Origin of the sequence: Burkholderia sp. B21-005, assembly GCF_020843965.1 — a bacterium.
In the GTDB taxonomy this organism is placed as follows: Bacteria; Pseudomonadota; Gammaproteobacteria; order Burkholderiales; family Burkholderiaceae; genus Burkholderia; species Burkholderia ambifaria.
The window spans coordinates 452,293-465,082 of sequence record NZ_CP086301.1 but is presented as its reverse complement, the minus strand read 5'-3'; the positions used below and the strand labels follow the sequence as shown (position 1 = coordinate 465,082).

Genomic DNA, 12,790 nt, shown 5'->3' with positions numbered 1-12,790 from the left:
TACACGTGCGCGCCGGCACCGCCACGCATCACGAATTCGGGAACAGCAGCCACATCCGGCCGGTCTGCTTCATCCGCCCGGCCTGATCGCCGGCGTCGTCGCCGAGCCCCCAGAAATAGTCGGCCCGCACGCCGCCCCGGATCGCGGAACCCGTATCCTGCGCGAACACGAGCCGGTTCATCGGCGTATTCGTCAAAGGACGCGTGGTCTGCAGGAACACGGGCGTGCCGAGCGGGATCGACGACGGATCGACCGCGATCGACCGCTCGGGCGTGAGCGGCACGCCGAGCGCGCCGATCGGGCCGTCCGCGCCGCCGTGCGGCGCATCTTCCTTGGTCGGCATGTCACGGAAGAACACGAATCGCGGATTCGTGTCGAGCAACGCGTCGACGCGAGTCGGGTTCGCCTTCGCCCATGCCTTGATGCCCTGCATCGTCGCCTGTGCGGGCGTCAACTCGCCGCGATCGAGCAGCCACTTGCCGATCGAACGATACGGCTGGTTGTTGGTCCCGCCGAAACCGACCCGCATCACCGAACCGTCGTCGAGCAGCACGCGTCCCGAACCCTGCACCTGCAGGAAGAACGCCTCGATCGGATCGTCGACCCACACGAGTTCGTTGCCGTTCAGGATGCCGGCGCGCTCGAGCTGCGCGCGAGCGGGCAGTGCTGCACCGGCGCGATAGCCTGTCGGCCAGCGGTACAGCGCGTACTGGTAAGGACCGCGACGCACGCGTGAGCCATGCAGCAGCGGCTCGTAATAGCCGGTCACGAGCCCGTCGAGCGTGCCGTCGGTGTTCGCCAGCTGAAACGGCGTGAAATACGTTTCGAAAAATGCACGCGCGCCGCTGACGTCGAGTTCGTCGAGGCGATCGGCGGCCGCGCAGGCGCGCTGCCACGCCGGCTGGCGCGCGAGCCGCACGCAGTTCTGCCGCAGCGCGGCCGCCGCGCCAATCAGCGAATCGTCCTGCCAGCCCGGCACCTGCTGCCATGCGACCGGCGTCAGCCGCTTCGCGGCGACCTGCCCCGGCACGATCGCCGCGCCGGTCGGCGGCTTGAGCGTCGACGTCCGCGTCGGCGCGCCGCCGCACGCGGCAAGCAGTGCGGCCGTCGCGGCCGCCGCAACCCAGCCGGCCAGCCGGGGCCCAAACCACATACAATGTCCGTTCTTGATGGAAACCGCCATGTCAGATTTTCTCGACCAATATCCGATGCTCATCTTCGCGCTCGAAGCTTTCGTAGCGCTCGCCCTGCTGATCTTCATCGTCGTGTGGACGTCGTCGGGCAGGAAGAAGCACGCCCGCGGCAACGACCGCCAGCCGCGCTGACCGCCCCCGCACGCTCAATGCAGCGTGCGCGGCATGTGCAGCGCAAATTCGTCGACCGGCGCATCGAACCGCTCGCCGTCCTCCGCCACGCAGAAGTACGCGCCGCGCATCGTGCCGACCGGCGTCGCGATCACGGCCCAGCTCGTGTATTCGAAGTGTTCGCCCGGCTGCAGCAGCGGCTGGTGCCCGACGACGCCGAGCCCCTTCACTTCCTGCACGTGGTTCTCGCTGTCCGTGATGATCCAGTGACGCGCGATCAGCTGCGCCGCGACCTGCCCGGTATTGCGGATGGTCAGCGTGTACGCGAATGCGTATTGACGCCGATCGGGGTCGGATTGTTCCGGCAAGTAGCTGGTTTTCACCGAAACGGTGAACTGATACTGACTCATGATGTTTCCGCTGTAGGTAAGCACCCGCGCCAACTCGAGCGGCCAGGCCGCGGGCGCGCCGCATTGGTTCGGCATTCTATGCGGAATCGGGCCGCAACCGCACGGCCTGTCGCCGCGCACCGGGTCGCCGGACGGTAGAATGGCGGTTTTGCGCCGCAGCGTCCCCGCTCCCCTGTCATGACTCAATTCCGCATCGCTCCCAGCATCCTGTCGGCCGACTTTGCACGGCTCGGCGAAGAAGTCCGCAACGTGGTCGCCGCCGGCGCCGACTGGATTCACTTCGACGTGATGGACAACCATTATGTGCCGAACCTGACGATCGGCCCGCTCGTCTGCGAGGCGATCCGCCCGCACGTGCAGGTGCCGATCGACGTGCACCTGATGGTGCGCCCGGTCGACCGGATCGTGCCCGATTTCGCGAAAGCCGGCGCGAACCTGATCAGCTTCCACCCGGAAGGCTCGGACCACATCGACCGTACGCTGTCGCTGATCCGCGATCACGGCTGCAAGGCCGGCCTCGTGTTCAATCCGGCCACGCCGCTGAACTATCTCGACCACGTGATGGACCGCCTCGACTTCGTGCTGCTGATGTCGGTGAACCCCGGTTTCGGCGGCCAGTCGTTCATTCCGGAAACGCTGAACAAGCTGCGTGAAGCGCGTGCCCGCATCGACGCGTACACCGAGCGCACCGGCCGCGAGATCCTGCTCGAGGTGGACGGCGGGGTGAAGGCCGACAACATCGCGGAAATCGCGGCAGCCGGCGCGGACACCTTCGTCGCGGGTTCGGCGATCTTCGGCAAGCCCGACTACCGCACGGTGATCGACGAGATGCGCGCCGCGCTCGCCACCGTCGAGCGGAGCTGACGCCGTGGCCGATTCCTCGCTGGCGGGTCGGGCACCGGCCGAAGCCGACGGCCCGATCCGTTTCGCGGCGCCGCGCATCGACGCGGCGCTGATCGACCTCGACGGCACGATGGTCGATACGGCCGACGATTTCACGGCCGGGCTGAACGGCATGCTCGCGCAGCTCGGCGCGCCGGCCACGTCCCGCGACGAGGTGATCGGCTACGTCGGCAAGGGCTCCGAGCATCTGATCCAGAGCGTGCTGAAGCCGCGCTTCACGCCCGACGAAGCGCACGCGCGCTTCGACGACGCGCTCGCGATCTACCAGACCGAGTACGCAAAGATCAACGGCCGTCACACGCGCCTCTATCCCGAGGTCGCGGCCGGTCTCGATGCGTTGCACGAGGCCGGCATCCGGCTCGCGTGCGTGACGAACAAGCCGCACCGCTTCGCGGTCGAGCTGCTCGAGCAATACGGGCTGATCGATCGCTTCGGCATCGTGCTCGGCGGCGACAGCGTCGCGCGCAAGAAGCCTGATCCACTGCCGATGCTGACGGCCTGCGACGCGCTCGGCGTCGCGCCGGACGCGGCGGTCGCGATCGGCGACTCGGAAAACGACGCGCTGGCGGGCCGTGCGGCCGGCATGGCGACGCTGACGGTGCCGTACGGGTACAACCACGGCAAGGCTATACAAACGATAAATTCGGATGGTATAGTCGATTCGTTGCTGGTCGCAGCACGCGCGATCGCCGCGCACAACGCCGGCCGGCCAACCATCTGATTATTTCTTCCATCCGCATGTTTCTGAATAAAAAACGGAGTCTGAGCAGCATCGACCGGGGAGCCTGGCCCTGGCGTCGCTGGTCGCGCTAACCTCTTCGATGAGGTACGCTGAGGCACGTCTTCAGCGCCGTTTTTTATCTCGCTGCGCATCCGCGCGCCGATCGTCGCACCACCTCGAGTTCTACCGCGCCCGAACGCTTGCGTTCAGGATCGGCCGCAGGCTCGCGACGCTCACGCCCGGAATGCCGGCCGGCAACAGGCACTTCTCGATCGACCGCCCTTTCGCCGACGGCAGCCCGCGCAGCGTCAAGTGATCCCTGGCGCACACCGCCGCTCGTCCCGAACAGGACCGGAACATGACCGAACTCGAATTCCAATCGCTCGCGAACGAAGGCTACAACCGTATCCCGCTGATCGCGGAAGCGCTCGCCGACCTCGAAACACCGCTGTCCCTCTACCTGAAGCTGGCCCAGCCTGAACGTGCGGGCGCCAACTCGTTCCTGCTCGAGTCGGTGGTCGGCGGCGAACGCTTCGGCCGCTATTCGTTCATCGGCCTGCCTGCACGCACGCTGGTACGCACCCGCAACGGTGTGTCCGAAGTGGTGCGCGACGGCCAGGTCGTCGAGACGCACGACGGCGACCCGTTCGAATTCATCGAGTCGTTCCAGGCGCGCTTCAAGGTCGCGCAGCGCCCGGGCCTGCCGCGCTTCTGCGGCGGCCTTGCCGGCTATTTCGGCTACGACGCGGTGCGCTACATCGAGAAGAAGCTCGCGAACACCGCGCCGCGCGACGATCTCGGCCTGCCCGACATCCAGCTGCTGCTCACCGAAGAAGTCGCGGTGATCGACAACCTCGCCGGCAAGCTCTACCTGATCATCTATGCGGATCCGGCCCAGCCCGAGGCTTATACGAAGGCGAAGCAACGCCTGCGCGAGCTGAAGCAGCGCCTGCGCACGACCGTGCAGCCGCCCGTCACGTCGGCGAGCGTGCGCACCGAGACGTTCCGCGAATTCAAGAAGGAAGACTATCTGGCCGCCGTGCGCCAGGCGAAGGAATACATCGCGGCCGGCGAACTGATGCAGATCCAGGTTGGCCAGCGGCTGACGAAGCCGTACCGCGACAATCCGCTATCGCTGTATCGCGCGCTGCGCTCGCTGAATCCGTCGCCGTACATGTATTACTACAACTTCGGCGATTTCCACGTGGTCGGCGCGTCGCCGGAAATCCTGGTGCGCCAGGAAAAGCGCGGCGAAGACCAGATCGTCACGATCCGTCCGCTCGCCGGCACGCGCCCGCGCGGCAACACGCCCGAACGCGACGCGGAACTCGCGACCGAACTGCTGAACGATCCGAAGGAAATCGCCGAGCACGTGATGCTGATCGACCTCGCGCGCAACGACGTCGGCCGCATCGCGCAGATCGGCTCGGTGCAGGTCACCGACAAGATGGTGATCGAGAAGTACTCGCACGTGCAGCACATCGTCAGCTCGGTCGAAGGCAAGCTGAAGCCCGGCATGACGAACTACGACGTGCTGCGCGCGACGTTCCCGGCCGGCACGCTGTCCGGCGCGCCGAAGGTGCGCGCGATGGAACTGATCGACGAGCTCGAGCCGGTCAAGCGCGGGCTGTACGGCGGCGCCGTCGGCTACCTGTCGTTCTCGGGCGAAATGGATCTCGCGATCGCGATCCGCACGGGCCTGATCCACAACGGCAACCTGTATGTGCAGGCGGCGGCCGGCGTCGTCGCCGACTCGGTGCCCGAATCCGAATGGCAAGAGACCGAAAACAAGGCGCGCGCGGTGCTGCGTGCGGCCGAACAGGTCCAGGACGGCCTCGATAGCGACTTCTGACCGGAGACTGACCATGCTGCTCATGATCGACAACTACGACTCGTTCACCTACAACCTGGTCCAGTACTTCGGCGAACTGGGCGAGGACGTGCACACGTACCGCAACGACGAAATCACGCTCGACGACATCGCGCGCCTGAATCCCGACACCCTCTGCCTGTCGCCCGGCCCGAGCAACCCGCAACACGCGGGCATCACGCTCGACGTGCTGCGCGAATTCGCGGGCAAGAAGCCGATTCTCGGCGTCTGCCTCGGCCACCAGGCGATCGGCGAAGCGTTCGGCGGCCGCGTGGTGCGCGCGAAGACCATCATGCACGGCAAGGTGAGCCGGATCGAAACCGACTGCCGCGGCGTGTTCGCCGACCTGCCGAAGCATTTCGACGTCACGCGCTACCACTCGCTCGCGATCGAACGCGAGTCGCTGCCCGACTGCCTCGAGGTGTCCGCGTGGACCGACGACGGCGAGATCATGGGCGTGCGTCACAAGACGCTGCCGATCGAAGGCGTGCAGTTCCACCCGGAATCGATCCTCTCCGAGCACGGCCATGCGCTGCTCGAGAATTTCCTGAAGCAGAATCGCGCGGCGGCCCACGCGACCGCGCCGGCCGCCTGACGGGAGACGCACGATGACGATTACCCCGCAGGAAGCGCTGCAGCGCACGATCGAGCACCGCGAAATCTTCCACGACGAGATGCTGCACCTGATGCGGCTCATCATGCGCGGCGACATGTCGCCCGTGATGGCGGCCGCGATCATCACCGGGCTGCGCGTGAAGAAGGAGACGATCGGCGAGATCGCCGCCGCCGCGACCGTGATGCGCGAATTCGCGAATCACGTCGAGGTGCAGGACAACTCGAACTTCGTCGACATCGTCGGCACGGGCGGTGACGGCTCGCACACGTTCAACATCTCGACCGCGTCGATGTTCATCGCGGCAGCGGCCGGCGCGAAGGTCGCGAAGCACGGCAACCGCGGCGTGTCGAGCAAGTCCGGCAGCGCCGACGTGCTCGACGCGCTCGGCGTGAACATCGACCTGCAGCCCGACCAGGTTGCCGCGTCGATCGCCGAAACCGGGATGGGCTTCATGTTCGCGCCGAACCACCACCCGGCGATGAAGAACATCGCGGCCGTGCGCCGCGAGCTGGGCGTGCGGACGATCTTCAACATTCTCGGCCCGCTGACCAATCCGGCCGGCGCGCCGAACCAGCTGATGGGCGTGTTCCACCCCGACCTCGTCGGCATCCAGGTGCGCGTGATGCAGCGTCTGGGCGCGCAGCACGTGCTGGTCGTGTACGGCAAGGACGGGATGGATGAAGTGTCGCTCGGCGCCGCGACGCTCGTCGGCGAATTGCGCGACGGCAAGGTGCACGAATACGAGATCCATCCGGAGGACTTCGGCCTGCAGATGGTGTCGAACCGCACGCTGAAGGTGGAAAATGCCGAGGAATCGCGCACGATGCTGCTCGGCGCGCTGGACAACCAGCCGGGCGTCGCGCGCGAAATCGTCACGCTGAACGCAGGCACCGCGCTCTACGCGGCCAATATCGCCGAATCGATCGCGGACGGCATCCAGCTCGCCCGCGAAGCGATCGCGAGCGGCAAGGCGCGCGCGAAGGTCGACGAACTCGTGCGCTTCACGCAGCAGTTCAAGCGCTGACTCCCCTTACGAATCAAGCAGGAACCCACATGAGCGACATTCTCGACCGAATCATCGCCGTCAAGCGCGAAGAAGTCGCGGCGGCCATGCGCAGCACGCCGCTCGAGGCACTGAAACTGGACGCATCGGCGCGCGACCTGCGCGACTTCGTCGGCGCACTGCGCGCGAAGCAAGCGGCCGGCAACGCGGCAGTGATCGCCGAAGTGAAGAAGGCGAGCCCGTCGAAGGGCGTGCTGCGCGAGCATTTCGTGCCGGCCGACATCGCGCGCTCGTATGCGGCCCACGGCGCCGCGTGCCTGTCGGTGCTGACCGACGAGCAGTTCTTCCAGGGCAGCGTCCGCTACCTCGAGGAAGCGCGCGCGGCCTGCACGCTGCCGGTGCTGCGCAAGGACTTCATCGTCGACGCGTACCAGATCCTCGAAGCGCGCGCGATGGGCGCCGACGCGATCCTCCTGATCGCGGCCGCGCTCGACACGCCGCTGATGCAGGACCTCGAGGCGTATGCGCACTCGCTCGGCCTTGCGGTGCTGGTCGAAGTCCACGACCGCGACGAGATGGAACAGGCGCTGACGCTGAAGACACCGCTGCTCGGCATCAACAACCGCAACCTGCGCACATTCGAGACGACGATCCAGACCACGCTCGACATGCTCGACATGATTCCGCCGGAACGGATGGTCGTGACCGAGTCCGGCATCCTGTCGCGCACCGACGTCGACACGATGCGCGCGGCGAACGTGAACGCGTTCCTCGTCGGCGAAGCGTTCATGCGCGCCGACCAGCCGGGCGAGGAACTCGCGCGGATGTTCTTCTGATGGCGATCGAAACGGAAATCAAGCTCGCGCTGCCGGCCGGTCAGGCCGATGCCGCGCGGCGCTTTTTCGCGACGCTGACCGGCGAAGACGGCGACGTCATCACGCTCGCGAACGTCTACTACGACACGCCCGATCTCGCGCTGGCCCGTTCGAAGAGCGCGGTGCGCGTGCGCCGCACGCCGCATGGCTGGCTGCAGACCTTCAAGACGGTCGGCAGCGCGCAAGACGGCCTGCATAGTCGCCACGAATGGGAGTTGCCCGTTGCCGGCGATGCGCTCGAAATCGATGCGCTCGTCGCCGCGTGCGACGTGCCGAACGCTGCCGCCGCACTGCGCGACGCGGCGCCGGCGCTGCATGCGCTGTTCCGGACGGATTTTTCGCGTACGCTGTGGCGCATCGCAATCGGCGGTGCAACCGTCGAGGCCGCGGTCGACGTCGGCGAGATCGTCGTCCAGACGGAAAACGATACGCGCCGCGAACCGATCAGCGAAATCGAACTCGAACTGATCGACGGCCCGGAAGCGGCGCTCGCGACGCTCGCCGCCGAACTGCAGCAGGCGCTGCCGGGCCTCGCCCCCGAAAACATCAGCAAGGCGCAGCGCGGCTATCGGCTGCGCGCGCAATAAACACGCATCACGCATGGCAACCCGCAAGACTCTCCGCACGCCGCAGCAGGCGTCGCTGTTCGACGATCCCGTGCCGGAAACGGCGCAGGACGATGTTTCCGCCTCGGCGCCCGCGCCGGCCGCTGCCGGGCGCAAACCCGCAAAGAAGGCCGCAGCGGCCGCCCCGGTTTCCGCCGCGCCGCAGCCCGCGCGCCCCGTTGTCGCGAACGTCCCACACCTCGCCGCACAGTTCGACGCGCTGCCGGCCGTCTGGCGCGACGTGTTGAAACCGTTCACCGACAGCGACGCGTATGCGCCGCTGTGCCGCTTCGTCGACGACGAGCGCGCGGCCGGCAAGACGGTCTACCCAACCGATGTGTTCCGCGCGCTGCGCCTGACGAGCCCGGACGACGTGAAAATCGTGATCCTCGGCCAGGACCCCTACCACGGCGACGATCGCGGCACACCGCAGGCGCACGGCCTGGCGTTCTCGGTGCCGCCGGCCGTCCGCACGCCGCCGTCGCTGCGCAACATCTTCAAGGAAATCGCCGCGAATTTCGGCCACGACACGCCGCGTCACGGCTGCCTCGACACCTGGGCGCGCCAGGGCGTGCTGTTGCTCAACACCGTGCTGACGGTCGAGCGCGGCGCGGCTGCGAGCCACGCGAAGCGCGGCTGGGAGCAATGCACGGACACGCTGATCCGCGAACTGGCCAATCGCCATCGCGGGCTCGTGTTCATGCTTTGGGGCGCGCACGCGCAGGCGAAGCGCGCGCTATTCGATGCGAGCGCGCACTGTGTCCTCGAGGCGCCGCATCCGTCACCGCTGTCCGCACACCGCGGCTTCCTCGGTTGCCGCCACTTCGCGCTCGCGAACGACTATCTCGTCGAAGCGGGCCGCGAGCCGGTCGACTGGCGCCTGCCTGAGGTGGCCGAAACGCTCGCGTAATCGCGTTCCGCTTTTACCCGCACCACGCAAGAACGCCGCGCCCTTTCGGGACGCGGCGTTCTTTCATCCGGCGACGCAACGCGGGTGCGATGCACCCGCGCCGGCCTTACGCGGCAGCGATCGCTTCGCGTGCGCTGGCGAGCGCCGCGCTCTGCGAATCCGGCCCGAGGTTCAGGCCTTCCGCGTGGATGAAGTTCACGTCGGTCAAGCCGATGAAGCCGAGGAACGTGCGCAGGAACGGCGTCTGGCTGTCGTTCGGCGTACCGGCGTACTTGCCGCCGCGCGCCGTCACCACGTAAACCTTCTTGCCCTTGATCAGCCCTTCCGGACCGTTCTCGGTGTAGCGGAACGTGACGCCTGCGCGGGCGATCCAGTCGAAATACGTCTTCAGTTGCGACGAGACGCCAAAGTTGTACATCGGCGCACCGATCACGATGATGTCGGCGGCTTGCAGTTCGGCGATCAGCGCATCGCTCTTCGCGACGATCGCATTCTGTTCCGCGCTGCGCTGGTCGGCCGGCGTGAAAAATGCGCCGAGTACCGATTCGTCAAGGTGCGGCAGACCGTTGGCCAGCAGGTCGCGAACCACGACCTTCGCACCGGCGTTCGATTGTTGCAGCTTTGCCGTCAGTTCGTTGGCCAGCAGTGTGGATTGCGCACCTTGCGAGCGCGCCGCGGAATTGATTTGCAGAATGGTCGTCATGTCAGGCTCCAGTTGGGCTGCGCTTCGGTAGCGCGAGTGACGCCATTGTGCGTGGCCGCATCGTCGCGAAAAAGCGGCTTAGGGGCGACGGATTGTTGCAGCAGCAGAACAATCCGTGGTCGCGCCCCTAAATCCATTCGCGCATGATCAGCCCTTCAGCCAGATGTCCCGGGACTTGCGCACGGCGGCCGGTTTCACGGCCGCCGTGAGCCGGTAGCGCATGACTTCAGGCCCGTCCAGCTTCAGTTTCGCGGTCCGCAGTTCGTCGCGGCGGAATGCGTGCACCTCGACCTTGTCGCCCGGCCGGTAGCGCGCGAGCAGCGTGTCGAGATTCGTGCCGGTGACGCGCAGCCCGTCGAGCGCGATCAGCGTGTCACCGGCCGACAGCCCCGCGCGATGCGCGCCACCGCCCTCGTACACCGCCGCCAGCGTGCAGTCCGCCCCGCCGCGCAGGCGCGCGCCGATCGTCGGTTTCGCGGCCGCGCCAAGCGCGACCTCGGGCGCGAGCGTTACGCCGAACGGCGCGAGCAGTTCGGCGAGCGGCAGGTCGCGCGTGCCGTGCACGGCGTCGGCGAACAGTCGGCCGAGTGCCACGCCCGTCGCTTCCTCGATCAGCGCCTCGACCTCGTTTTCCTCGACGCCTGCCTGCTTGCCGCGATAGAACTCGCGGCCGTAGCGCTGCCACAGCAGACGCATCACGTCGTCCAGCGACTTGCGGTCGCCCGTCTGCGCGCGGATCGCGAGATCGAACGCGAGCGCGACGAGCGAACCCTTCGTGTAATAGCTGACGATCGCGTTGGTCGCGTTCTCGTCCTGGCGGTAATACTTGATCCACGCGTCGAACGAGCTGTCCGCGACGCTTTGCTTCAGGCGCCCCGTGCCGCGCAGCACGCCGCCGACGGTACGGCCGAGCGCCGCGAAATACTCGTCCTGCGACATGAGCCCGCTGCGCACGAGCATCAGGTCGTCGTAATACGACGTGAAGCCCTCGAACAGCCACAGCAGCGACGTGTAATTCTCCCGCGCGAGGTCGTACGGCACGAACGCGGCCGGCTTGATGCGCTTCACGTTCCACGTGTGGAAATACTCGTGGCTGCACAGGCCGAGATACGTGCGATAGCCTTCCGTCGTTTCCGGCCGGCCCTTCACCGGCAGGTCGGTGCGGTTGCAGATCAGCGCGGTCGACGCACGGTGCTCGAGGCCGCCGTAGCCGTCGCTGACCGCGAGCGTCATGAACACGTAGCGGTCCATCGGCGCCTTCTTCGATTTCGGCTCGAACAGCGCGATCTGCGCTTCGCACACGCGCTTCAAGTCGGCGCGCAGCCGTTCCATGTCGAGCTGCGTCACGCGCCCGGCGATCACGATGTCGTGCGGCACGCCGTGCGCGTCGAACGTCGCCAGCGCGAATTCGCCGATCGTCACCGGATGGTCGGTGAGTTCGTCATAGTTCGAGGCCCGATATGCGCCGAACCCGTAGCGCTTGGTGCCGCGCGCCTCGGGCAGCGACGTACCGACGCGCCACGTGCGGAACGCCGCGCCCGCCGGTTTCGCGATGTCGACTTCGCACGGTGCATCCTCGCGACCGGCGACGCTCAGGAACACGGCCGTGGCGTTGAAGAAGCCGCCCGATTCGTCGAGATACGCGGAGCGGACCGACAGATCCCACGCGTATACGTCGTAACGCAGCGTCAGCGTGCCGTTCACCGGCGCGGCCTGCCACGTGTTCTTGTCGGTTTTTGCGATCCGCACCTTGCGGCCCGCGTCGTTGAACGCGGCGAGCGTCACGATGTTGCGCGCGAACTCGCGCACGAGGTAGCTGCCGGGAATCCATACCGGCAGCGAGAAGCGCTGGCCTTCGGGATCGGGATCGGTGACCGTCACCGACACTTCGAACAGGTGCGCGGCAAGATCTTTCGGGGCAATCGAATAACGGATCGGCTGGGTCATCGTGGCAATCGGTCGAAAATCGGACGGAATATGGCGGCGGAAACGAAGAGAGGCGCCGGCAGATATCGCGGGCGCCCCTCGCTGGCCGGGCCATGCGGCCCGGCGTGTCGGTCGGTTACTTGTTCGACGCGAGCGCCTGATTCAACTGATCGGCCGATACCGCGCCCGGCAGGCGACGGCCGTCGGGCAGGAAGATCGTCGGCGTGCCCGTGACGTTCATCCCGCGGCCGAGCGCGAGGTTCTTGTCGAGCGCGCTCGTATCGCAGTTGCCGGCGCCGGACGGCGCGCGATGGTCGAGCATCCAGCCCTCCCAGCTTTTCGCACGGTCGGTCGCGCACCAGATCGCCTTCGACTTCGTGGTCGAATCGGGCGACAGCACCGGGTACAGGAACGTGTAGACGGTCACGTTGTCGACCGACTGAAGCGTCGTCTCGAGCCGCTTGCAGTACGGGCAGTTCGGATCGGAGAACACCGCGATCTTGCGTGCGCCGTTGCCCTTGACGACCTTGATCGCGTTCGCGAGCGGCAGGCTCGCGAAGTCGATCTTGTTCAGGTCGGACAGGCGCGCGTCGGTCAGGTTCTTGTGCGTCTTGGTGTCGACGAGATCGCCGAGCAACACGTAGTCGCCGGCTGCATCGCTATAGATGATCTGCGTGCCGAGGTTCACTTCGTACAGGCCCGCGACTGGCGATTTCGACACGCTCTTGATCGGCGCGTCGCTGCCCAGACGCGCTTGCAGCGTGGCTTTCAACTTGTCGGTGGTTTGGTCGGCCTGCGCGGTGCAGCCGAGCGTCGCCATCGTGACGGCCAGCGCCAGCGATGCGATGCGGATCGTTTTTTTCATCCTGTTGTTCCTTCAGCTCAATCGGAGTGCACGTCACAGTGTACGCCGTAACGGAACCCTGTCCGACAGGCCGGGCGCG

At 66.7% G+C, this 12,790-nt stretch carries 15 protein-coding genes; 9 read left to right on the top strand and 6 right to left on the bottom strand.

The features are described from left to right. Positions 1-28: 28 nt before the first annotated feature. The gene (locus tag LMA02_RS02205; protein ID WP_228906714.1) at positions 29-1,153 is read right to left on the bottom strand and encodes a murein transglycosylase A; all 1,125 of its coding nucleotides are present in this window, start codon (positions 1,151-1,153) and stop codon (positions 29-31) included. A 28-nt stretch (positions 1,154-1,181) separates the two neighbouring features. Between LMA02_RS02205 and LMA02_RS02200 the strand changes: the two genes are divergently transcribed. Beyond that, positions 1,182-1,325, top strand: a complete 144-nt coding sequence (locus tag LMA02_RS02200; RefSeq protein ID WP_006758475.1) for a hypothetical protein — start codon at positions 1,182-1,184, stop codon at positions 1,323-1,325. 14 nt (positions 1,326-1,339) lie between these two features. Here LMA02_RS02200 and apaG read toward each other — a convergent pair whose 3' ends face one another. Further along, a complete protein-coding gene (gene apaG / locus LMA02_RS02195; RefSeq protein WP_166722007.1) occupies positions 1,340-1,714 on the bottom strand; it encodes a Co2+/Mg2+ efflux protein ApaG in 375 nt (124 codons plus the stop codon). 177 nt (positions 1,715-1,891) lie between these two features. On the opposite strand from apaG, the gene rpe reads away from it, so the two are divergent. After that, positions 1,892-2,578 carry a ribulose-phosphate 3-epimerase gene (gene rpe / locus LMA02_RS02190; RefSeq protein ID WP_006752695.1) on the top strand — a complete coding sequence of 229 codons (687 nt, stop codon included), beginning with the start codon at positions 1,892-1,894 and terminating at the stop codon, positions 2,576-2,578. A gap of 4 nt (positions 2,579-2,582) precedes the next feature. Next, complete coding sequence (locus LMA02_RS02185) at positions 2,583-3,338, top strand: phosphoglycolate phosphatase (RefSeq protein ID WP_228906713.1); 756 nt, start codon at positions 2,583-2,585, stop codon at positions 3,336-3,338. 183 nt (positions 3,339-3,521) lie between these two features. Here LMA02_RS02185 and LMA02_RS02180 read toward each other — a convergent pair whose 3' ends face one another. Continuing rightward, positions 3,522-3,668, bottom strand: a complete 147-nt coding sequence (locus LMA02_RS02180) for a hypothetical protein (protein WP_164714804.1) — start codon at positions 3,666-3,668, stop codon at positions 3,522-3,524. 28 nt (positions 3,669-3,696) lie between these two features. Between LMA02_RS02180 and trpE the strand changes: the two genes are divergently transcribed. Genes trpE through LMA02_RS02150 form a run of 6 tightly spaced genes read left to right on the top strand, consistent with a single transcriptional unit; the run spans position 3,697 to position 9,217 of the window. Next, positions 3,697-5,190, top strand: a complete 1,494-nt coding sequence (gene trpE / locus LMA02_RS02175; protein WP_166722009.1) for an anthranilate synthase component I — start codon at positions 3,697-3,699, stop codon at positions 5,188-5,190. 13 nt (positions 5,191-5,203) lie between these two features. Beyond that, complete coding sequence (locus LMA02_RS02170) at positions 5,204-5,803, top strand: aminodeoxychorismate/anthranilate synthase component II (RefSeq protein ID WP_228906712.1); 600 nt, start codon at positions 5,204-5,206, stop codon at positions 5,801-5,803. A 13-nt stretch (positions 5,804-5,816) separates the two neighbouring features. Next, positions 5,817-6,848: an anthranilate phosphoribosyltransferase gene (gene trpD / locus LMA02_RS02165; RefSeq protein WP_011655871.1), complete on the top strand. Its 1,032-nt coding sequence runs from the start codon at positions 5,817-5,819 to the stop codon at positions 6,846-6,848. A gap of 29 nt (positions 6,849-6,877) precedes the next feature. Then, positions 6,878-7,663 (top strand): indole-3-glycerol phosphate synthase TrpC, encoded by a 786-nt coding sequence (trpC, locus tag LMA02_RS02160; RefSeq protein WP_228906711.1) that lies wholly within the window; start codon positions 6,878-6,880, stop codon positions 7,661-7,663. Then, complete coding sequence (locus tag LMA02_RS02155) at positions 7,663-8,289, top strand: CYTH domain-containing protein (RefSeq protein WP_228906710.1); 627 nt, start codon at positions 7,663-7,665, stop codon at positions 8,287-8,289. Before trpC ends, LMA02_RS02155 begins: the two co-directional genes overlap by 1 nt. Before the next feature lie 13 nt (positions 8,290-8,302). Then, a complete protein-coding gene (locus tag LMA02_RS02150; RefSeq protein WP_228906709.1) occupies positions 8,303-9,217 on the top strand; it encodes a uracil-DNA glycosylase in 915 nt (304 codons plus the stop codon). 106 nt (positions 9,218-9,323) lie between these two features. Here the strand turns inward: LMA02_RS02150 and LMA02_RS02145 are convergent, their stop codons facing one another. The 3 genes from LMA02_RS02145 to LMA02_RS02135 form a co-directional block, all read right to left on the bottom strand. Beyond that, entirely contained in the window at positions 9,324-9,920 is a 597-nt protein-coding gene (locus LMA02_RS02145) for an FMN-dependent NADH-azoreductase (protein ID WP_228906708.1), read from the bottom strand. Between the two features lie 147 nt (positions 9,921-10,067). Next, positions 10,068-11,867, bottom strand: a complete 1,800-nt coding sequence (locus LMA02_RS02140) for a M61 family metallopeptidase (RefSeq protein ID WP_228906707.1) — start codon at positions 11,865-11,867, stop codon at positions 10,068-10,070. A 115-nt stretch (positions 11,868-11,982) separates the two neighbouring features. Further along, positions 11,983-12,711 carry a DsbC family protein gene (locus tag LMA02_RS02135; RefSeq protein ID WP_228906706.1) on the bottom strand — a complete coding sequence of 243 codons (729 nt, stop codon included), beginning with the start codon at positions 12,709-12,711 and terminating at the stop codon, positions 11,983-11,985. Positions 12,712-12,790 lie beyond the last annotated feature (79 nt).

Bases quoted from the DNA above. Each gene is read 5' to 3' on its own strand.
- LMA02_RS02205 (WP_228906714.1), bottom strand. From the start codon at position 1,153: ATGTGGTTTGGGCCCCGGCTGGCCGGCTGGGTTGCGGCGGCCGCGACG.
- LMA02_RS02200 (WP_006758475.1), top strand. From the start codon at position 1,182: ATGTCAGATTTTCTCGACCAATATCCGATGCTCATCTTCGCGCTCGAA.
- apaG (WP_166722007.1), bottom strand. From the start codon at position 1,714: ATGAGTCAGTATCAGTTCACCGTTTCGGTGAAAACCAGCTACTTGCCG.
- rpe (WP_006752695.1), top strand. From the start codon at position 1,892: ATGACTCAATTCCGCATCGCTCCCAGCATCCTGTCGGCCGACTTTGCA.
- trpE (WP_166722009.1), top strand. From the start codon at position 3,697: ATGACCGAACTCGAATTCCAATCGCTCGCGAACGAAGGCTACAACCGT.
- LMA02_RS02170 (WP_228906712.1), top strand. From the start codon at position 5,204: ATGCTGCTCATGATCGACAACTACGACTCGTTCACCTACAACCTGGTC.
- trpD (WP_011655871.1), top strand. From the start codon at position 5,817: ATGACGATTACCCCGCAGGAAGCGCTGCAGCGCACGATCGAGCACCGC.
- trpC (WP_228906711.1), top strand. From the start codon at position 6,878: ATGAGCGACATTCTCGACCGAATCATCGCCGTCAAGCGCGAAGAAGTC.
- LMA02_RS02155 (WP_228906710.1), top strand. From the start codon at position 7,663: ATGGCGATCGAAACGGAAATCAAGCTCGCGCTGCCGGCCGGTCAGGCC.
- LMA02_RS02150 (WP_228906709.1), top strand. From the start codon at position 8,303: ATGGCAACCCGCAAGACTCTCCGCACGCCGCAGCAGGCGTCGCTGTTC.
- LMA02_RS02145 (WP_228906708.1), bottom strand. From the start codon at position 9,920: ATGACGACCATTCTGCAAATCAATTCCGCGGCGCGCTCGCAAGGTGCG.
- LMA02_RS02140 (WP_228906707.1), bottom strand. From the start codon at position 11,867: ATGACCCAGCCGATCCGTTATTCGATTGCCCCGAAAGATCTTGCCGCG.
- LMA02_RS02135 (WP_228906706.1), bottom strand. From the start codon at position 12,711: ATGAAAAAAACGATCCGCATCGCATCGCTGGCGCTGGCCGTCACGATG.